The organism is Erwinia sp. CGal63, from assembly GCF_037026505.1.
Lineage (GTDB): Bacteria > Pseudomonadota > Gammaproteobacteria > Enterobacterales > Enterobacteriaceae > Erwinia.
In genome coordinates, this window is sequence record NZ_JAKUMN010000001.1 from 344,480 (window position 1) to 365,192 (window position 20,713).

Sequence of the window (20,713 nt, forward strand, 5' to 3'; positions counted from 1 at the left end):
TAACTGTAGAGGGGTTGACAATGTCAATTAGTAGCTTTTTTTCATAATGGTATATCTTTATTGAAAGAAGTTTTTCATTGCATGGTAATTACTAAACGTTTGAACGCAAACAGGAAAGTGCGCTGTTGGTAAGGCGCTACATGATCAATGTAGCGCTAATTTATTTCAGCCTGGTGATATTTTATCACGAAGAGAAAGTATTTTCTTTTCAAGGGTTATATGCAGTAAAATTGCAAGCGATAGAGTGATAATCAAATATGCTGACCATAATAGAATGCAAACCCAGCCCTGCTGTTCTGGGATGAGATATTGCATTGTATACAAAACAGGAAGGTTGATCAGGTAGGAAATATAAGAGCTGGCAGCGATTTTTTGGACTATATAAACAAAAAAACCTTTAATTTTAATTTTAACACCAACAACTACGCATGAGGCACAAATTACTCCAGAAGCATTGAATAAGAATATTTTAGTAAAGTTATGTTCATTAAGTATCTCATCGGGTAGGTGAGTAAGATAGATGAGAGCCGGGAAGAATAATGAAAATAAAAGGGTTGAGTATAAAAGCACACTTTTGAAATTAGATTTAAAGTAAAATAACCAGGCTATTAATACGCCGTACATTATTGAATCAAGTCTTGCCAGGGAGACAGTACGAATTTCGTTCAAAGATAAGTTTATAGCGAGCGATAAGTAAACTCTATATATCGTAGGGAGCAAAATCATAACGAAAAGAGTTAATAATAAAGATTTTTGATGGCTTTTGATACATTTAAAAAACAAAAAATAAAGGATTGGTGTTATAAAATAGAATATTTCTTCAACAGCCAAACTCCACGCTTCGCCAAAAAAAGAGGGGTGTGGATGTGTTAAGCTTTGTGTGAATATAAAATATCCAAGGATGTTGTCATCACCTGCGGGCCTTAGGCTTGTTGATATTGCTATATTTAACAACAAAAACAAAATATAGATGGGGTATGTTCTGGCCCATCGCCTGAACCAGAAAGGTAGAATCCATAACGCTCTCCCTTCAGAATCACGAGATTTAACGATTATTATCCTTCCTATAAGAAATCCTGACAGAGCAAAAAACAGTTCTACCCCAATAAAGCCACCAAACTTTAGTCCATTGAAAGGTTGCCATAACGGGATCAAATAACCCCTGCTATGAGACAAAAGAACCAGTAATATCGCCACTGCTCTACAAAAGTCCAGCCATTGGTTGTTTTTGATACTGTTCATTTAAATCCTGAAAATTAATCCATATTAAACCAATTTAAACATAATATTATGCTTAAATCTAGTTAATGCTTTTGATGGGCTCCAAAATTTACATAAAACAGGAAAGATTATAAATGCTGCAGCATTGATTGGCTCGAATTAGTATTTATAGTTAAAATCATAGAGGATAATGCTGATCGTTTTCACTATTCTCGATTTAGAGTGTACTTGGTTTTTTTAATGAAAATTAAATTATATCAACCGGTTTTTCAAATCGCTTCTATATAATATAAAAGTTTTTTAAGTTATAAAAATAGCAATATTACAAGGAGCATAACAACTGAAAACGCTAGATCTTAATATTTCCTTGCAATTTTCTTACGCATCCCAACGGCAAATCCCGTACAACAGGCGGGATTTTTTCCAGACTATTGAGGATTTACCGTTGAAAAAGCGTCAGCTCGCAAGTGTCAGCCTGCTTTTGGCCGTGGTCGCCGTGGCCCATGCTGAAGACAGCCCCTTAGCTTTTCCCCTGACTCCGCCCGCCATTGATGCCGCTTCCTGGGTGCTGATGGATGCGACTACCGGTCAGGTGCTGACGCAGGGCAATGCCGATGAACGTCGCAACCCGGCCAGCCTGACCAAGCTGATGACGGGCTACGTGGTGGATCGCGCTATCGACAGCAAGCGTATCAGCCGCGACGATATGGTTACCGTAGGCAAAGATGCCTGGGCCGCAGGCAATCCCGTATTTAAAGGGTCTTCGCTGATGTTTCTTAAGCCCGGCGAAAAAGTCTCGGTGCGCGATCTGAGCCGTGGCGTGATTATCGATTCCGGCAACGATGCCTGCGTGGCGCTGGCGGATTATGTCGCGGGCAGCCAGTCAGCTTTTGTCGATCAGATGAACCAATATGTGGTTAAGCTTGGTCTTAAAAATACCCATTTTGAAACGGTGCACGGCCTTGATGCGCCGGGTCAGTACACCACCGCCGGCGATCTGGCGAAGCTTTCTCGCGCCATTATCTATGGCGAGCCAGATTTCTATCAGATGTATAGCGAAAAATCGCTGAGCTGGAACGGCATCACCCAGCAGAATCGTAACGGTCTGTTATGGGATAAAACCCTGCACGTTGACGGGCTGAAAACCGGTCATACCGAAAGCGCCGGTTTTAATATTATCGCCTCCAGCGTCGACGGCCAGCGTCGCCTGATCGCGGTTATCATGGGCGGAAAAAGTTCTAAAGGCCGTGAAGAGCAGGCGCGCAAGCTGCTGATCTGGGGACAGAACAACTTCGATACCATTCAGCTGTTCCATGCCGGCAAAGAGATCGGCCATGAAAACGTCTGGTACGGCAATCCGCATCAGGTTTCCGTTGGCAGCGATAAAGACGTTTATCTTGCTCTGCCGCGTGAAGACGTTAAAAGAATCAAGGCTAAATATGTTATCGACCGCAAAGACCTGGAAGCGCCGCTGAAGCTGCACGAGCAGGTGGGGACGATTCGACTGGTCGACGGTGACAAAGAGCTGGCTTCCTATCCGCTGGTAACGCTGAAACCGGTAGAGCAGGCTGGCGTGATCACCCGCATTACCGATTACATTAAACGCAAACTGTAACCTTTACGGCGATCCGGCAGGCTTGCCGTTTCGCTGTTTTTAATGGTTTGTTAGGCTATTGTTATCGCGAGACGCGAGTACAGAAAAAAGCGGGCGACGTGCGGCGGAGCAGGGTATGATGCCGGTCGTTTAATCGCCGCCCGGAGAAAATTGTGCGTCCCGATAAGCCGCTATCGGCCTTTGAATTTACCCTCTATCGCAACTATCGCACGGTGCATGGCATTCGCATCGCGCTGGCGTTCGTCCTCACTTTCCTGCTGATCCGTCTGCTTTCTATCCCGGAAGGCAGCTGGCCGCTGATTACCCTGGTGGTGGTCATGGGGCCGATCTCCTCCTGGGGCAACGTTTTTCCTCGCGCCATCCAGCGCATCGGCGGCACGATATTCGGCTCGGTGTCGGGCCTGATCGCGCTGCGGCTGGAGCTGTGGTCGCTGCCGATGATGCTGGCCTGGTGTACGCTGGTGATGTTCCTGTGTGGCTTTCTCACGCTTGGCAAACATCCTTATATGGCGCTGCTGATCGGCATTACGCTGGCGGTGATCTGCGGCGGCGCGCCGGGCGATATGACGATGGCGCTCTGGCGCGGCGGCGATGTGATTCTGGGCTCGATTCTGGCGCTGCTGTTCACCAGCATCTATCCGCAAAAAGCTTATACTCACTGGCGCATCAAGCTTTCCGACTCCCTGCTGGAAACGGCGAAAATCTATCACGCCGGCTTTTCGCCCAACCTTGTCGACAAGCCTCGCCTGACGCGTCCTTTGCAGCGGCTGCTGACCGGCGTGGTGAAAATGCGGGCGTTAATCGATCCCGCCAGCAAAGAGACGCGCATACCGCGTTCGGTGTTCGAGGGCATGCAGACGCTCAACCGTAATATGGTTTGTACGCTGGAGCTACAGCTCAACGCCTGGTGGGCCTCGCGCGAAAGCCATCTGATTATGCTGAACGCGCCAACGCTGAAGCGAACCCAGCAGATGACGGAAAACACGCTGCGGGCGCTCTCCAAAGCCATAGTGGAAGGGAGCACGGAGCAAATCTCCGCCAACAGCGCCGAACTGGCGGAAATCACCCGCGAGCTGCGTCAGCTGATCAAAGAGTCCAATAGCGACGAGCTGGTGGAAACGCCGATCCACGGCTACGTCTGGCTGAGTCTGGAGATGGCGGGGCAGCTGGAAAGGCTGTCGGATCTGATGCGGCTGGTGCTGCGTAAATAAACGATTAATAACAACTTACTGCGAAAAGCGCCGGTTCGCGCTAAGATAGCCGCAGTTTGGCTCTCGTCCTCGGCCTTGTAAGCCGGGCGCTATGATAATAATGCCTGCGCAGGCAGGCCTGAACAGAAGGTGTTTCCATGGAAAATGCAAAGCAGTCCTTTCAGGATGTACTGGAGTTTGTGCGGATGTTCCGTCGTAAGAACAAGCTGCAGCGTGAAATCCACGATATTGAAAAGAAAATTCGCGACAACCAGAAACGCGTTCTGCTGCTGGATAACCTTAGCGAATACATCAAGCCTGGCATGAGCGTTGAGGCTATCCAGGAAATCATCAGCAGCATGCGCAGCGATTACGAAGATCGCGTGGATGACTACATCATCAAAAATGCCGATCTCTCTAAAGAGCGTCGCGAGCTCTCCAAACGGCTTAAGGCGATGGGCGAGCCTAAATCTCAGTAAGCTGTTTGCTCTCTCCGGGGCGAGACTCTTCGCCCCTTTAGCCTTCTCGCTTTTTTACCAGTAAAGCAAAATTGACTGCTGCTGTTTATGGCAAGCAAAGCTCGCCACAGGCTCGACAATATCGATTTTTATCAGCTCACAGACGGCTGCTGCTCTTACCCTTGTCCGCTTCTGCTTTCCGGCCAGCTAAAAGTGGCTAAGAAAAAGGCGGTCGGCGAGCAAAAAGACTTTGCATATCAGAGCGCCTTTTACCATCATCTGTAGAGTCTTTTTCATTTCTGGCAGGCAGCATCTTGCAAACATTCCGCTTTTCTCCGTTACAGGCCATCAGGCGCACGCCCTGGTATCCGAAAAGGCGTTCTTATCGGGTGCTGTTCTGGCGAGAAATCACGCCGCTGGCGGTGCCGATCTTTTTCGAAAACCTCTGCGTGCTGCTGATGGGCGTGCTCAGCACTTTCCTGGTCAGCTGGCTGGGCAAAGAGGCGATGGCGGGCGTCGGGCTGGCCGACAGCTTCAATATGGTGATTATCGCTTTTTTCGCAGCTATCGACCTGGGCACCACGGTGGTAGTGGCCTTTAGCCTGGGCAAGCTGAACCGCGAACGCGCGCAGGCAGCGGCTCGCCAGTCGCTGGTGCTGATGACGATTTTCGCCGTGCTGTTGGCGATAGGGATTGAGTTCTACGGCGAATGGATAATCGATCTGATTGCCGGCAGCGCGGAGCCGCAGGTGAAAGAGATGGCGCTGATCTATCTCAATATCACCGCATGGAGCTATCCGGCGGCGGCGATAGCGCTGATTGGCTGCGGCGCGCTCAGGGGCGCGGGCAACACCAAAATCCCGATGCTGATCAACGGCGGCATGAATATCCTCAATATCATTTTCAGTACCGTGCTGATTTACGGCTGCTTCTCCTGGAAGGGGATGGGCTTCGTCGGCGCCGGACTGGGACTGACCATCGCCCGCTATATCGGCGCGGCGGCGGTAATCTACGTGCTGGCTATTGGCTTTAATCCTCGCCTGAAAATCACCCTGAAAAGCTACTTCAGCAAACTCAATACCAGCATCCTGATGGAAGTCCTGGGCATCGGCGTGCCCGCCAGTATCGAATCGGTACTGTTTAACGGCGGCAAGCTGCTGACGCAGGTTTTCGTGGCGGGCATGGGCACTGACGTTATCGCGGGCAACTTTATCGCCTTCTCTATTGCGTCGATGATCAACCTGCCTGGCAACTCGCTCGGCTCCGCTTCCACGATTATCGTCGGTACCCGCTTAGGGAAAGGGCAGCTGAAGCAGCCGGAAAGGCAGCTGCGGCATATTTTCTGGCTCTCCACGCTGGGGCTTTGCCTGCTGGCCGCGCTGACGGTGCCTTTTGCGGGTATTCTGGCCTCGTTCTATACCCGCGATGAGGACGTCATTCACGTAGTGAAAATATTGATCTGGCTGAACGCGCTGTTTATGCCGTTCTGGGCCGCCTCCTGGGTGCTGCCTGCCGGACTGAAGGGCGCGCGCGACGCAAGGTTCACCATGTGGGTTTCGCTGCTGGGCATGTGGGGATGCCGCATTGTGGCGGGCTATAGCCTGGGCGTGGTGCTCGGTTTCGGCGTGGTCGGGATTTGGCTGGGCATGTTCCTGGACTGGATTGTGCGTGCTATCTTCTTCTACCGCCGTATGACCAGCGGACGCTGGTTGTGGAAATACGCGCCTGCGCAGGAGCCGCCCGCTCAGGATCTGGCGCTGTCAAAAAAATAACCGGGAACCGCTATGCCATCGCCCACTTCCGCCCGAGCGGAGTCGCTGTTTCATCATCGCTCTTTTGTCGCTTTCTGGCTGGCGCGCACCAGCTCCAGCTTTGGCTTTCAGATGCTCTCTATCGCGGTCGGCTGGCAGATTTACGCTATCACCGGCCGCGCTTTCGACCTGGGCCTGATTGGGCTGGCGCAGTTCCTGCCGGCGTTAGTGCTGGCCTTGCCGGCGGGACACGTGGCCGATCAGTTCGATCGCCGCCGGGTTGTGCTGCTGGGGCAGTTTACCGAGCTGTTGGCGATAGCCGCGCTGGCGACGCTGACGCTGCTGCATATGACCAATGAGCTGGTGATTCTGGCGCTGATTTTCGTGCTTTCCATTGCCAAAACGCTGGAGGCGCCGTCGCTGCAGTCGATGCTGCCCGCGCTGGTGCCGCCCGGCATTCTGGCGCGGGCGACGGCGGCTAACGGCGCGTCGATGCAAACGGCTTCCATGCTGGGCCCGGCGCTCGGCGGTTTCTTATATGTCGCCGGGCCGCAGGCGGTCTATATCACTACCGGCGTGCTCTACCTTATCTCGGTGATTATGGTCAGCCGCCTGCGCTACGACCATGCGCCGCCGCCGCGGACGCCAGCCACCTTTGCCAGCGTCTTCGCCGGCGTGAAATTTATTCGCAACCGGCCGGACGTGCTGGGCGTCATCTCGCTGGATCTTTTTGCCGTGCTGTTGGGCGGCGCGACGGCGCTGCTGCCCATTTTCGCCAAAGATATCCTGCATACCGGCCCGTGGGGATTAGGCCTGCTGCGCGGCGCGCCAGCCGTTGGCGGTCTGCTGGTGGGCTTCTGGCTCAGCAGCCGCTCGCTGGAGCGCAACGTCGGTAAAATTATGTTTGCCTCGGTAGCCGGATTCGGCGTGGCGACGCTGGTATTCGCGCTGTCAAAGGAGCTGTGGCTCTCGCTGCTGGCGCTGTTTGCGCTGGGCGGCTTCGATATGGTCAGCATGGTGATTCGCGGTTCGCTGGTGCAGCTGGATACGCCGGACGAGATGCGCGGACGCGTCAGCGCGGTGAACTCGATATTTATCAACACCTCTAACCAGCTCGGCGAATTTGAATCGGGAATGCTGGCGGCCTGGCTGGGCGCGGCGCCGGCTGCGGCGATCGGCGGTATCGGCACGCTGGTGGTGGTGGGGCTGTGGATGGCCTGGTTCCCGAGCCTGCGCAAACGGCAGCGGCTGCACGATCCTGCCGCCAACGAAATCGCCAGCGCTCCCTGACCGCGCTATCGGCAAGCGCCGCTCATTAGCGGCGCTGTTATTCTTATCGTCGGCCCTCTTTTCCACGGCATCCGCATCGTTTTAACGCTTCGTCAGCCGGCAAGTTTCCCGTTCGACCTCACGCCGCTCCTCTTGTCTTTCCTCTTCTTTTCTGTGGGTTAACGCCTTACCACCCCGCAAAATTTCCGCGCTATTTCTTATTGCAAATGAAAACTATTATCAATAAAATTGGCAGCTCTGCAGTCCCGAGGTTATTTAGTATTAATTACATAAGGTTATGATATGACTGGCGGTTGGGAAAGCGGCGCGCAGGCGGCCTGGCGAAGCAAGCTGGCGCTGGGATCACCGGCAATCGTGACGGAAGGCGATATCTGCACCGTCACCTTTTACTGGCAAGATCCTGCCGGAACGGAACGGACTTCACCAATAAAGCGGGTATGGATTTACATCACCGGCATTACCGATCATCACCAGCAGCGCCCGCCGCAAAGCCTGCAGCGCATTAACGGCACGGCTGTCTGGCAATGGCAGATCCGCCTTCATGCAGGCTGGCGGGGAAGCTACTGTTTTATCCCCTCGGAGAGTGAAAGCGACTTTTCCGCCGCCGCGCTGCAAAGCCCGCCCGATCGCGCCGCGCTGCGCGAAGGCTGGCAAAAATTGCTGCCGCAGGCGATAGCGGATCCGCTTAATCCTCACAGCAGCTGGCGTGGCGGACGCGGCCATCCCGTTTCCGCACTCCACCTGCCGCAGGCGCCGACACAGCCGGGCTGGACGGATAACGTCGACTACGCCGCGCCGCGCTGTCTCACCTGGCAAAGCAACCGTCTGGGCAACCAACGTCGGGTCTGGCTTTTCGCCACGGGCGAAAGCCAGCCGGAGCAGCGTCCGCTGGCTATTCTGCTGGACGGCCAGTTCTGGGCGGAACAGATGCCGGTCTGGTCGGCGCTGCAGGCGGAAACCCAACGCGGCCAGCTGCCGCCAGCGGTCTATCTGCTGATTGACGCTATCGACACGCGGCATCGCGGCGAAGAGCTGACCTGCAATCCCGATTTCTGGCTGGCGGTACAGGAAGAACTGCTGCCGCAGCTTTCACAGCAGACGCGCTGGCGCGACGATCCGGCGAGCACGGTTATCGCCGGCCAGAGTTTCGGCGGCCTTTCCGCGCTCTATGCCGCACTGCACTGGCCGCAGCGCTTTGGCTGCGCGCTCAGCCAGTCCGGCTCCTTCTGGTGGCCGCACCGCCAGCGAACCGGCGAAGACGGCTGGCTGACGGAACAGCTGCTGCAGAAACGGCTCGACGCCGGAACGCTGCGTATCTACCTGGAAGCGGGCCTGCGCGAGCCGGTGGTGCTTCAGGCCAATCAGCGCCTCTGGCCGCTGCTGCAAAAAAACTGCCCGGCGCTGCACTATCGCCTGTTTGACGGCGGCCACGACGCCCTGTGCTGGCGAGGCGGCCTTATTAACGGGCTGACCACGCTGTGGCGGCCTGAATCCGGAGTATCCCATGGAACAGAGTAATCCCTTCGATCGTCCTGAGAGCCTTTTTCTTATTCTGCAAAACCCGCAGGGCTACAGCCTCTGGCCCGCCCACTGCGCGCAGCCTGCTGGCTGGCAGCAGGTTTATGGGCCGGCGGCGCTGCAGGCCTGCAACGAGTGGCTGACAGGCTGGCAAACGCTGACGCCGACCTATTTCGCCACGGAGAGAGAAAAGTGAAAACTGAATTAAGCGAGGCGCTGGTGAACAACGCACAACAGCAGTTAATGCCGCTGGTGGCGGCGCAGCCCGGCATCTGGATGGCGGAACAGCTTTCGCCGCAGGTTAACGCCTGGAGCGTGGCGCACTATGTGGAGCTGAACGGCGCGCTGGACGAGCAGCTGCTGAGCCAGGCGGTGGTCAGCGGCATGAGGGAAGCGGATACGCTGCGGATGCGTTTTACCGAACTGGACGGCGTGCCGATGCAGTGGGTAGACGAAACGGCGGACTTTACGCCGCCGGAATGCGTCGATCTGCGGCATGAAGCCGATCCCGCCGCCGCTGCGCTGGCGCGTATGCAGCAGGATCTCGATCGCGACCTGCGTATCGGCAGCGGCAGCGCGATTTATTGCCATATTCTTTTCCGCCTGAGCGAAACCCGCTGGTACTGGTATCAGCGTTTCCATCATCTGGTGGTGGATGGCTTCAGCTTTACCGCGATCACCCGCCGCATTGCGGAAATCTATACGGCGCTTTGCGCTGGCAGCGAGCCCGGCCCTTCGCCTTTTGTGCCTTTCCGCGAGGTGGTGGAGGAGTACGATAGCTACAGCGCTTCCGCCACTCGCCAGCGCGACGCCGCTTTCTGGCAGCAGCAGGCGAGCCAGCTACCGATGCCGGCGAGCCTGTCGCCGCTGCCGCTGAACGGCCAGAGCGCCACCACGCGCCTGATCCGCCAGCGTCTGCAGCTTAACGGCGAAGCGTTCCGCGAACTGCAGGCGCAAAGCGGCCTGAACGCGGCGGAGCTGGCGCTGGCGCTGGTCGCGGTCTGGCTGGGACGCCTGAGCGGTCGGGCGGAGTACAGCGCAGGCTTTATCTTTATGCGCCGTCTGGGTTCGGCCGCGCTGAGCGCTACCGGCCCGGTGCTCAACGTGTTGCCGATGGCGATACGTCTCGATCCGCAGGCCACGCTGCCTCAGCTGGCCGAGACGCTCCAGCAGCAGCTGAAAAAGGTACGTCGCCACCAGCGTTACGACGCGGAGCAGATCCAGCGCGATATCGGTCAGCTCAGCGAGCCGCTGTTCGGCCCGGTCATCAACCTGAAAATGTTCGACTATCGGCTGGATTTTGCCGGGATGGAGGGTATCACCCATCAGCTGGCGTCCGGGCCGGTGCGCGATCTGGAAATCGCGCTCTATCCGGACGAGCAGGGCAACGTCGCACTGGAAATACTGGCGAACTCGGAGCGCTATCAGGCGGAGACGCTGCGTGAGCACCTTGATCGTTTGCCGCTGCTGCTTAACCAGTTTGCGCAGGATCCCGCGCTCCACTGCGCGCGCGTCGATCTGCTGCATCTTTATGAGAAAGAGCTGCTGCGCCAGGTTAACGATACCGCGGCGGAAGTGCCGGAAACCACGTTGAGCAGCCTGATAGACGCACAGGCGCAGCGAACGCCGAATGCGCCCGCGCTGGCGGATGAAAACTACAGCTTCAGCTATCGCGAGATGCGGCAGCAGGTAGCGGCGCTGGCGGATGAGTTGAAAAGCCGTGGCGTGCAGGCGGGGGATATTGTAGCGGTGGCGCTGCCGCGCTCGGTATTGCTGTCGCTCTCCCTGCAGGCGATTGTTCAGCTGGGCGCCGCCTGGCTGCCGCTGGATACCGGTTATCCTGACGACCGGCTAACCATGATGCTGGAAGATGCCAGCCCGCGCCTGCTGATTACCACGGAAGAGCAGCTCAGCCGCTTCGCGCAGCTCGATAATTTGCAGAGCTTCTGCTATCGCCAGCCGCTGCCGGTTGAGCATTCGCCCGTGATGCAGGATTTTTCGCGTCCGCATCATACCGCCTACGTTATCTATACTTCCGGCTCCACAGGGCGGCCAAAAGGCGTGATGGTTGGTCAGCAGGCGATAGTCAACCGTCTGCTGTGGATGCAAAACCACTATCCGTTAAGCGCGGAAGATGTGGTGCTGCAGAAAACGCCGTGCAGTTTCGACGTATCGGTATGGGAGTTTTTCTGGCCGTTTTTAACCGGCGCGCAGCTGGTAATGGCGCCGCCGGAAGCACACCGCGATCCGCAGGCGTTGCAGCTTTTATTCAGCCGTTACCGTGTCACAACCACGCATTTTGTTCCTTCTATGCTGGCGGCTTTCGTGGCCGCGTTGCAGGACGACGAAGCGGTGGCTCACTGCGCCACTTTACGCCGCGTATTCTGCAGCGGGGAGGCGCTGCCGACCGATCTCTGTCGCCAGTGGCAGGATAAAACCGCTGTACCGCTGCACAATCTCTATGGCCCGACCGAAGCCGCAGTGGATGTCAGCTGGTATCCGGCATATGGCGAGGCGCTGCGAAAGGTGACCGGCGCAAGCGTGCCGATAGGTTTCCCGGTCTGGAACACCGGGCTGCGCATCCTTGACGGCAATATGCAGCCGGTGCCGCCGGGCGTCGCGGGCGATCTCTATCTGACCGGCGTGCAGCTGGCGCAGGGCTACCTGGCGCGGGCCGATCTGACCGCCAGCCGCTTTATCGCCGATCCGCAGAGCGTGGGTGAAAGAATGTATCGTACCGGCGACGTGGCGCGCTGGCTGGCGGATGGCGCGGTCGAGTATCTGGGCCGCAGCGACGATCAGCTAAAGATCCGGGGACAAAGGATCGAGCTGGGCGAAATCGATCAGGCGATGCTGGCGCTGGCTAACGTGGCGCAGGCGGTCACCAACGCCTGTGTGCTGGGCAACCTTAGCGCAGGCGGCGGCGATCAGCGACAGCTGGTGGGTTATGTGGTGGCCACCTGCGGCGAGCTGGACACGGCGGCGCTGCGCGAGCAGCTCAGCGAACGTCTGCCGGCGCATATGGTGCCGGTGAAGCTGATCCAGCTGGACGCTTTTCCGCTGAGCGCTAACGGCAAGCTGGATCGTCGGGCGCTGCCGCTGCCGCAGCTGGCCGCCGCAGAAGGCCGGGCGCCGGCGGAAGGCGTGGAAACCGTAGTGGCGGAAGCTTTCGCCCGCCTGCTCGAGTGCGAAATCCGCTCGGTCAACGACGACTTCTTCGCGCTTGGCGGCCATTCGCTGCTGGCGATGCGGCTGGCGGTCGATTTGCGTCGCCGCCTCGATCGGCCGGTCACGGTAGGCCAGGTGATGGTGGCTTCCACCGTCGGCGCACTGGCTGAACAGCTAACGCAGCAGCAAAGCGAAGAAGAGGCGAATCGCGCCGGCATGGAAACGATCCTGCCGCTGCGGCGCTCGCACGGGCCGACGCTGTTCTGTTTCCATCCCGCCTCCGGCTTCGCCTGGCAGTTCAGCATCCTGCAGCGCTATCTGGAGGCGCGCTGGTCGCTGATCGGCATTCAGTCGCCGCGTCCTGATGGCCCGATGCAGCAGGCGGACAATCTGGATGAGGTCTGCGAGCGCCATCTGGCCACGCTGCGCGAACAGCAGCCGCACGGCCCTTACTATCTGCTGGGCTATTCGCTCGGCGGTACGCTGGCGCAGGCTATCGCCGCGCGTCTGCAAGAGCAGGGCGAAAAGGTCGCTTTCCTGGGGCTGCTGGATACCTGGCCGCCGGAAACGCAAAACTGGTCGCAAAACAACCAGCTGGATGCTGAAGTTCTGGCGGAGATCGATCGCGAGCGCGAGGCCTTTATGGCCGCTCAGCAATCGCTGCGGCAGTCGCTGGCAACCTCCGCCAGTCAGGATCTCTTCGGCGCTATCGAAGGCAACTACGGCGACGCGGTCAGGCTGCTGGCGACCGCGAAGAGCCGCCGTTTCGCAGGCAAGGCCACGCTGTTCGTCGCGCAGAAAACCCTGAAACCGGGACAGGATGCGCAAACTGCCTGGGCGCCGTGGCTCGACGAGCTGCAACTCTGGCCGGTGGAGTGCGCGCACGTGGATATTATCTCCGCAGCGGCGTTCAGCGATATCGGCCCGCGCCTCAACCAACTGCTTAATCAGGCCACAGAATGAAGAAACAAAGCTTTATGCTCAGTCTCAGCCTGCTGAAGACGCATCCCGCTTTTCGGGCGGTTTTTATCGCCCGGTTTATCTCGATCCTCGCGCTGGGGCTGCTCGGCGTCGGCGTGCCGGTACAGATTCAGGCGCTGACCGGCTCCGCCTGGCAGGTCAGCCTGGCGGTGACGCTGACCGGTATCGCGCTCTTTACCGGCCTGATGCTTGGCGGCGTGCTGGCGGATCGTCACGAGCGTCGGCGGCTGATCCTCTTTGCGCGCTCGACCTGCGGGCTGGGCTTTATCGGCCTGTGCATCAACGCGGCCATGCCGCAGCCTTCGCTGGTGGCGATCTATCTGCTGGGGATCTGGGACGGCTTCTTCGGCGCCATCGGCGTAACGGCGCTGCTGGCCGCCACGCCCGCGCTGGTAGGCAGGGAAAACCTGATGCAGGCCGGCGCGATCACCATGCTGACGGTCAGGCTGGGCGCGGTGATTTCGCCCATGGTCGGCGGCGTGCTGCTCGCTGCCGGCGGCGTTTTCTGGAACTTCGCGCTGGCGGCGGCAGGCACCTTTATTACCCTGATCCCGCTGCTGCGCCTGCCTCAGCTGCTGCCGCCGCCGCAGTCGCACGCCAGGCCGCTGCAGGCGCTGATCGAGGGCTTTAAATTTCTGCTGGGGCATCGCCTGCTCGGTGGCATAGCGCTGGTTGGCGCGCTGCTGACGATGGCGACAGCGGTGCGCGTGCTCTATCCGGCGCTGGCGCTGCGCTGGGAGCTGAGCGCGCAGCAGATCGGCTTTCTCTATGCCGCCATCCCGCTCGGCGCAGCTGCGGGCGCGCTGACCAGCGGCAATCTGGCGCAGCATCCGCGTCCCGGACTGGTGATGCTGTTGACTGCCGTCGCTGCCTTTGTCGCGGTAGGCGCATGCGGTCTGATGCCTTCATGGGAGGCGGGCGCGCTCTGCCTGGTGCTGTTCGGCTACCTCAGCGCCCTGAGCGCGCTGCTGCAGTACACGCTGATCCAGACGCTGACGCCCGATGCGATGCTGGGACGCGTCAACGGCCTGTGGACGGCACAGAACGTGATGGGCGACTCGCTGGGCGCGCTGCTGCTGGGCATGATGACCACGGTTATGCTGCCGGCCACCGCCGCCAGCGCCAGCGGACTGGGTCTGGCGGCGCTCTGCCTGCTGGTGGCCGCCGCGTTCACTTCGCTGCGGCGCTACCAAAAGCCTGCGCCCGCGGCGCCGGGAGAAAGCGTGACCGAATAGTTTCACCGCTTTCGCTTCCCGCATCGGCCTGCTTTATCTGCCTTAACGGCAGGTAAAGCTTTCCAGAACGCTTCAATTAACGGCGCTGACATTGCGTTGGGTCGCGGCGTGGAATCTGGCCCGGTTTTAAACTACGAAACGCGCTTGACATCACAAATAATTTACTTAAAGTTACGCGGTAATAATGCAAATGATAATCATTATTATACTTCTTTACGCTGTGGCTGGAGGCCGTTATGGAGACGCTCTGCGCTGATGAAATCAACACGTCAGCTTCTCTCTCGAATGAAAGCTTTTTCTTCGGATCTCTGTGGAAAAGCTTAATTACCCGTGGTCGCTTCGCCGAAATTACCTGTCCGGCTGCGGACGGCGACAACCTGCAGGGCGCTTTTCAGCAGCAGGTGCGCGAGGCCTTTGCAGCGGCGAAGGCGAAAGGGATCAAACAGCCGGTGATGGTCGGCGCCATTCCTTTTGATACGCGTCAGCCTTCCGCGCTGTTTATTCCTGAACACTGCGAACACTTTTCCCGCCAGCCGCAGGCGGCGCAGCAGGCGAATACCGGCCTGAATCCGGTGATTACCGCCAGGCAAGAAATTCCGCAGCAGGCGGAATTTATGGCCATGGTGGCGCAGGCGGCAGAGGCAACCGCGCAGCCTGGCCTGGACAAAGTGGTGCTTTCCCGCCTTATCGATATCACCACGGAAGAGCCGGTAGACGCCGCCGCGTTGATGGATCGGCTGGTGGCGCTTAATCCCACCAGCTATCACTTCCACGTGCCGCTGGCCGATGGCACGACGCTGCTGGGCGCCAGCCCGGAGCTGCTGCTGCGCAAAGCGGGCGAAACCTTCTCCTCGCTGCCGCTGGCCGGTTCCGCCCGACGAGATCGCGGCGACAAAGCGCGTGATTTTGCCATCGGCGAGCAGCTGATGTATTCGCAGAAAGATCGCTATGAGCATCGCCTGGTGACCAGCGCCATGTATGACGTGCTGAAGCCTCGCAGCAGCTATCTGGCGGTGCCGGAAAAGCCGGAGCTGATCACCACCTCCACGCTGTGGCATCTGGCAACGTCCATTGAAGGCAAAGCCAGCTCGCCGGAAGAAAACGCGCTGTCGCTGGCCTGTCTGCTACACCCGACGCCCGCGCTCAGCGGGTATCCGCACGTTGCGGCGCGCGAGTGGATTGAGAAGCTGGAGCCGTTCGATCGCCAGCTGTTCGGCGGCATCGTCGGCTGGTGCGACGACGAAGGCAACGGCGAATGGGTGGTGACTATCCGCTGCGGCACGCTGAACGGGAAAAATATTCGACTGTTCGCCGGCGCGGGCATCGTTCCGGCCTCGTCGCCGGAATCGGAATGGCGCGAAACCGGCGTCAAACTCAGCACCATGCTGCACGTATTTGGACTGCAATAAGGCTATTTTATGACGATTTCCTACACACGCTGGCCGGACGATTTCGCGGCCCGCTATCGTGAAAAAGGCTACTGGCTGGATCTGCCGCTCACCGATATCCTGACCCGCCACGCCGACAGCCCGCAGACGGCGCTGATCGACGGCGACCGCGAATACAGCTATCAGCAGCTGGAAAGCGCCAGCAACCGCCTGGCCGCCGCGCTTTCGCGTCGCGGCCTGAAATGCGGCGACACCGCGCTGGTGCAGCTGGGCAACGTGGCCGAGTTCTATATCGCGCTGTTCGCGCTGCTGAAAATTGGCGTCGCGCCGGTCAACGCACTGTTCAGCCACCAGCGCCAGGAGCTGGATGCCTATGCCAGCCAGATCGAGCCGGCCCTGCTGATCGCCGATCGCCAGCATGCGCTATTTGCCAGCGACGACTATCTGCAGCCTTTGCGTCAGCGCTATCCGTCGCTGCGTGAAGTGGTGTTGCGTAACGCTCGTGAAGGCGATACCTCGCTGGAGGCGTTGATTAACGAAGCGGAAGAAGAGTTTGTCGCCGCGCCTTCCGCCGCCGATGAAGTCGCCTTTTTCCAGCTTTCCGGCGGCAGCACCGGCACGCCCAAGCTGATCCCGCGCACCCACAATGACTACTACTACAGCATTCGCCGCAGCGTGGAAATCTGCCGTTTCGACGAAAAAACCCGCTACCTCTGCGCCTTGCCTGCCGCGCATAACTATCCGCTCAGCTCGCCAGGCGCCTTTGGCGTCTTCTACGGCGGCGGCTGCGTGGTGCTGGCGAGCGATCCCAGCGCCAACCTCTGCTTCCCGCTGATCGAAAAGCATCAGATTTCGGTGACGGCGCTGGTGCCGCCGGCGGTAAGCCTCTGGCTGCAGGCGATTGAAGAGTGGGGCAGCAACCGCGCGCTCAGCTCGCTGCAGCTGCTGCAGGTTGGTGGCGCAAGATTGAGCGAAGCGCTGGCCGCGCGTATTCCGGCGGAAATCGGCTGTCAGCTGCAGCAGGTATTCGGCATGGCGGAAGGGCTGGTCAACTATACGCAGCTCAACGACGATGAATGGCACGTTTTCTCCACGCAGGGCAAACCAATGAGCCCGGACGATGAAGTTTGGGTCGCTGACGAGCAGGGCAATCCGCTGCCGCCAGGCGAAACCGGACTGTTGATGACGCGCGGCCCGTACACTTTCCGTGGCTACTATCGCAGCCCGGAACACAACGCCAGCGCCTTTGATGCTAACGGCTTTTACTGCTCCGGCGATCTCATCTCCATCACGCCGGACGGCTACATCTGCGTGCAGGGCCGCGAAAAAGATCAGATCAATCGCGGCGGCGAAAAGATCGCTGCCGAAGAGATCGAAAATCTACTGCTGCGCCACGAGGCGATTTTGCACGTCGCGCTGGTGTCGATGGAAGACAGCCTGCTGGGCGAAAAAAGCTGCGCCTTTATCGTCGGCAAGCGTCCCGTGCGCGCCGTGGAGATCCGCCGCTATCTGCGCGAGCTGGGCGTAGCGGACTACAAACTGCCCGATCGTATTGAAAACGTTGACGACATGCCGCTGACGCCCGTGGGCAAAGTGGATAAAAAACGTCTGCGTCAACAGCTGGCCGCCAGCCAGACCCACTGAATTCCGGAGAGAACATGACTATTCCTGCACTGAAAGCCTATGCCCTGCCAGTCGCGGCAGATCTGCCTGAAAACAAGGTCAAATGGGCCTTCGAGCCGTCTCGCGGCGCGCTGCTGATCCACGACATGCAGAACTACTTTATTAATTTCTGGGGCGAAGAGTGCCCGATGATCAAACAGGTCATTCGCAATATCGCGGCGCTGCGCGACTACTGCCGTCAGAACGACATTCCGGTTTACTACACGGCGCAGCCGAATCATCAGAGCGATAAAGATCGCGCGCTGCTGAACGATATGTGGGGGCCAGGCCTGAACAAACATCCGGAGCAGCAGAAAGTCGTCGCGGAGCTGGCGCCGGAAGAGGGCGATGAAGTGCTGGTGAAATGGCGCTACAGCGCCTTCCACCGCTCGCCGCTGGAGCAGCATCTGAAGGAAACCGGTCGCGATCAGCTGATTATCTGCGGCGTCTACGCCCATATCGGCTGCCTGACCACCGCTATCGACGCCTTTATGCGTGACATTCAGCCCTTTATGGTGGCGGACGCGCTGGCGGACTTCAGCCGCGAAGAGCACCTGATGGCGCTGAAATATACCGCCGGCCGCGCCGGGAAAGTAGTGATGACGGAAGATCTGCTGCCGGTGCCGCTGAGCATGGAACAGCTGCGCGCGCTGGTGCAGCCGATGCTGGACGAGGACGAAACGCCTGAGGATGACGAGAACCTGATCGACTACGGTCTGGATTCGGTACGCATGATGGCGCTGGCGGCGCGCTGGCGTAAAGCGTACGGCGATATCGATTTCGTGATGCTGGCGAAAGAGCCGACGCTCGCGGCCTGGTGGCGACTGCTGACGCGGGAGCGCGCATGAGCTTCGATTTCACCGGAAAAAATGTCTGGGTAACCGGCGCCGGAAAAGGCATCGGTTACGCTACCGCGCTGGCTTTTCATCAGGCGGGCGCAAGGGTTATCGGGCTGGATCTCGCTTTTCCTCAGGCGGAATACCCTTTTCAAATCGCTGAGCTTAACGTGGCGGACGCGCCGCAGGTCAAAGAGGTCTGCCAGTGTCTGCTGCAGGAGACGCCGCGGCTGGACGTGCTGGTCAACAGCGCGGGCATCCTGCGTATGGGCGCGACCGACGAGCTGGCGGTCGCCGACTGGCAGGCGGTGATGGCGGTAAACGCCGGCGGCGCGTTTAACCTGTTTCAGCAGACCATGCCGCTGTTTCGCGAACAGCGTAGCGGCGCTATCATCACCGTGGCTTCCGACGCGGCGCACTGTCCGCGCGTCGGCATGTCGGCCTATGGCGCATCAAAAGCCGCGCTGCGCAGCCTCAGCCTTACTGTCGGCCTGGAGCTGGCGCCCTATGGCGTTCGCTGCAATCTGGTGTCGCCCGGCTCTACCGACACGGACATGCAGCGCACGCTGTGGAAAAGTCCTGATGCCGAACAGCAGCGTATTCGCGGCTTCGCGGAACAGTTCAAGGTCGGCATTCCGTTGGGCAAAATCGCCCGGCCGCAGGAAATCGCCGACACCATTCTGTTTCTTGCCTCCGATCAAGCCAGCCACATCACGCTGCAGGATATCGTGATCGACGGCGGCAGCACTTTGGGGGCGTAATGACGAAATCAATCTGGAAAAGGCAGCTGAGTCTGGAGGAGCTCAATCGCATGAGCGACGGCTCGATGGTCGCCCATCTGGGCATTACTTTCACCCTGTTGGACGAGGGCAAGCTGGAGGCGACCATGCCGGTCGACGCGCGCACGCAGCAGCCTTTCGGTCTGCTGCACGGCGGCGCTTCGGTGGCGCTGGCGGAGACGCTGGGCTCAGTGGCTGGCTATCTGACCAGCCAGGAAGGGCAATGCGTGGTGGGTACGGAGATCAACGCCAGCCACCATCGCGCCGTCACCGGTGGCCTGGTGCGCGGCGTCTGTCAGCCGCTGCATCTGGGCAGAAGCCAGCAGGTCTGGGAGATCGCCATCTTTGACGAGCGGGACAGACGCTGCTGCACCTCACGGCTGACCACGGCGATTCTGGGATGACTTTTCGGCCCGGCGTGCCGGGCCGTTTTACTGACGACCATTCGGTTACATGGAGAGAAGATGAAACTTACTTTCAGTCGTGGAAAAGGCTACTTCCTGACGCTGGCGCTGTTTGCCGCCGCCGTTCCCGCCCACAGCGAAACCGCTGAACCGCTACGCCAGCCGGTAGCTAAAGGCGCCTATGAGATGGCCTATAGCCCGTCGCAGCAGGCGCTTTACGTGGCGACCTCCGGTAGCCGCCAGCTGGATAAAGGCGGCGTGGTTTACCGTCTTGACCCGCAGACGCTGGCGATTACCCAGGCTGTCCACAACGATTTAAAACCTTTCGGCGCCGCGATCAACAATAAAACCGACACCCTGTTTATCGGCAACACGCTGAACAGCGCGGTAACGGCGATTGACGTTAAAAGCGGCGAGGTAAAAGGAAGGCTGGTGCTGGACAAGCGCCCGCGTAGCGAAAATTTTCGTCCGCTGGCGCCGCGTGAGGTGGTCGTGGATGAGAACACCAATACGCTGTATGTCAGCGGCGTGGGCGAAGAGAGCCAGATCTGGGTAGTGGACGGCGACACGCTGACGCTGCGCCACACGCTGGAGGGGTTAGGCAAGCGGGCGACCGGCCTGGCGCTGGATGCGGCGGCACATCGTCTGTACGCCACCGGCGGCGACAACGAGCTGTTCACCTTCGATACCGCCAGCAACAAACTGCTTGCAAAAGTGAAGCTGGCGGAAGGCGAGCACTTCTTCCTGAATATTAGCCTGGATACCGCGGCGCATCGCGCCTTTATCACCGATTCCAAACAGCCCGAACTGCTGGTAGTCGATACCAACGACGGCAAGGTGCTGCAGAAAGTCGCGGTGCCGAAATCGCTGGCGGTGCTGTTTAATCCGCAGCGCAATGAAATCTATGTGACTCACCGCGAAGCGGGCGAGGTCAGCACTATCGATGGCAAAACCTACAAGGTTATCAAAACAATCAAGGCGCCGACTCATCCCAATAGCCTGGCGCTGTCGCCGGACGGCCAGACGCTTTATATCTCCGTTAAACAGGCCTCTTCCCGCAAACAGGAAGCCACCGCGCCGGACGACGTGATGCGCGTCGCGCTGTAAATTGTTCTCCCGGAAGCCTGGCTGCCGGGAGTTTTTATTTTTTCCTCCCTGGCGTTCAAAAAACCATCGGCCGCTTGCTGGTGATGCTGGTTATGTTATATTGCTAATAA

General features: G+C 58.5%; 16 protein-coding genes. 15 read left to right on the forward strand and 1 reads right to left on the reverse strand.

Annotated elements, in window-relative coordinates:
• Window positions 1-165: 165 nt before the first annotated feature.
• A complete protein-coding gene (locus MKZ79_RS01400) occupies window positions 166-1,242 on the reverse strand; it encodes an acyltransferase family protein (RefSeq protein ID WP_336139494.1) in 1,077 nt (358 codons plus the stop codon).
• 424 nt (window positions 1,243-1,666) lie between these two features.
• On the opposite strand from MKZ79_RS01400, the gene dacD reads away from it, so the two are divergent.
• The 15 genes from dacD to yncE all read left to right on the forward strand — a co-directional run bounded on the left by dacD (window position 1,667) and on the right by yncE (window position 20,603).
• The gene (dacD, locus tag MKZ79_RS01405) at window positions 1,667-2,836 is read left to right on the forward strand and encodes a serine-type D-Ala-D-Ala carboxypeptidase DacD (RefSeq protein WP_336139496.1); all 1,170 of its coding nucleotides are present in this window, start codon (window positions 1,667-1,669) and stop codon (window positions 2,834-2,836) included.
• A 152-nt stretch (window positions 2,837-2,988) separates the two neighbouring features.
• Complete coding sequence (locus tag MKZ79_RS01410; protein ID WP_336139498.1) at window positions 2,989-4,047, forward strand: FUSC family protein; 1,059 nt, start codon at window positions 2,989-2,991, stop codon at window positions 4,045-4,047.
• Between the two features lie 137 nt (window positions 4,048-4,184).
• Window positions 4,185-4,505, forward strand: a complete 321-nt coding sequence (locus tag MKZ79_RS01415) for a DUF496 family protein (RefSeq protein WP_336139500.1) — start codon at window positions 4,185-4,187, stop codon at window positions 4,503-4,505.
• A 293-nt stretch (window positions 4,506-4,798) separates the two neighbouring features.
• Complete coding sequence (locus tag MKZ79_RS01420) at window positions 4,799-6,256, forward strand: EmmdR/YeeO family multidrug/toxin efflux MATE transporter (protein WP_336139503.1); 1,458 nt, start codon at window positions 4,799-4,801, stop codon at window positions 6,254-6,256.
• A gap of 12 nt (window positions 6,257-6,268) precedes the next feature.
• Window positions 6,269-7,525, forward strand: coding sequence for an MFS transporter (locus MKZ79_RS01425; RefSeq protein ID WP_336139505.1), 1,257 nt, complete (start codon window positions 6,269-6,271; stop codon window positions 7,523-7,525).
• A gap of 282 nt (window positions 7,526-7,807) precedes the next feature.
• Window positions 7,808-9,043: an enterochelin esterase gene (fes, locus tag MKZ79_RS01430; RefSeq protein ID WP_336139507.1), complete on the forward strand. Its 1,236-nt coding sequence runs from the start codon at window positions 7,808-7,810 to the stop codon at window positions 9,041-9,043.
• Window positions 9,030-9,239: an MbtH family NRPS accessory protein gene (locus tag MKZ79_RS01435; protein WP_336139509.1), complete on the forward strand. Its 210-nt coding sequence runs from the start codon at window positions 9,030-9,032 to the stop codon at window positions 9,237-9,239. The genes fes and MKZ79_RS01435 overlap by 14 nt, the downstream gene beginning before the upstream one ends.
• A 47-nt stretch (window positions 9,240-9,286) precedes the next feature.
• Window positions 9,287-13,174 (forward strand): enterobactin synthase subunit F, encoded by a 3,888-nt coding sequence (locus MKZ79_RS01440; protein ID WP_336141324.1) that lies wholly within the window; start codon window positions 9,287-9,289, stop codon window positions 13,172-13,174.
• Window positions 13,171-14,427: an enterobactin transporter EntS gene (gene entS, locus MKZ79_RS01445; protein WP_336139511.1), complete on the forward strand. Its 1,257-nt coding sequence runs from the start codon at window positions 13,171-13,173 to the stop codon at window positions 14,425-14,427. Before MKZ79_RS01440 ends, entS begins: the two co-directional genes overlap by 4 nt.
• A 236-nt stretch (window positions 14,428-14,663) precedes the next feature.
• Window positions 14,664-15,836 (forward strand): isochorismate synthase, encoded by a 1,173-nt coding sequence (locus tag MKZ79_RS01450; RefSeq protein WP_336139514.1) that lies wholly within the window; start codon window positions 14,664-14,666, stop codon window positions 15,834-15,836.
• Between the two features lie 9 nt (window positions 15,837-15,845).
• Window positions 15,846-17,459 carry a (2,3-dihydroxybenzoyl)adenylate synthase gene (locus tag MKZ79_RS01455; RefSeq protein ID WP_336139515.1) on the forward strand — a complete coding sequence of 538 codons (1,614 nt, stop codon included), beginning with the start codon at window positions 15,846-15,848 and terminating at the stop codon, window positions 17,457-17,459.
• Between the two features lie 14 nt (window positions 17,460-17,473).
• The gene (locus tag MKZ79_RS01460; protein WP_336139517.1) at window positions 17,474-18,325 is read left to right on the forward strand and encodes an isochorismatase family protein; all 852 of its coding nucleotides are present in this window, start codon (window positions 17,474-17,476) and stop codon (window positions 18,323-18,325) included.
• Entirely contained in the window at window positions 18,322-19,074 is a 753-nt protein-coding gene (gene dhbA, locus MKZ79_RS01465) for a 2,3-dihydro-2,3-dihydroxybenzoate dehydrogenase (RefSeq protein WP_336139519.1), read from the forward strand. The genes MKZ79_RS01460 and dhbA overlap by 4 nt, the downstream gene beginning before the upstream one ends.
• Window positions 19,074-19,496 (forward strand): hotdog fold thioesterase, encoded by a 423-nt coding sequence (locus tag MKZ79_RS01470; protein WP_336139521.1) that lies wholly within the window; start codon window positions 19,074-19,076, stop codon window positions 19,494-19,496. Before dhbA ends, MKZ79_RS01470 begins: the two co-directional genes overlap by 1 nt.
• 60 nt (window positions 19,497-19,556) lie before the next feature.
• Complete coding sequence (gene yncE, locus MKZ79_RS01475) at window positions 19,557-20,603, forward strand: 7-bladed beta-propeller protein YncE (protein WP_336139523.1); 1,047 nt, start codon at window positions 19,557-19,559, stop codon at window positions 20,601-20,603.
• Window positions 20,604-20,713 lie beyond the last annotated feature (110 nt).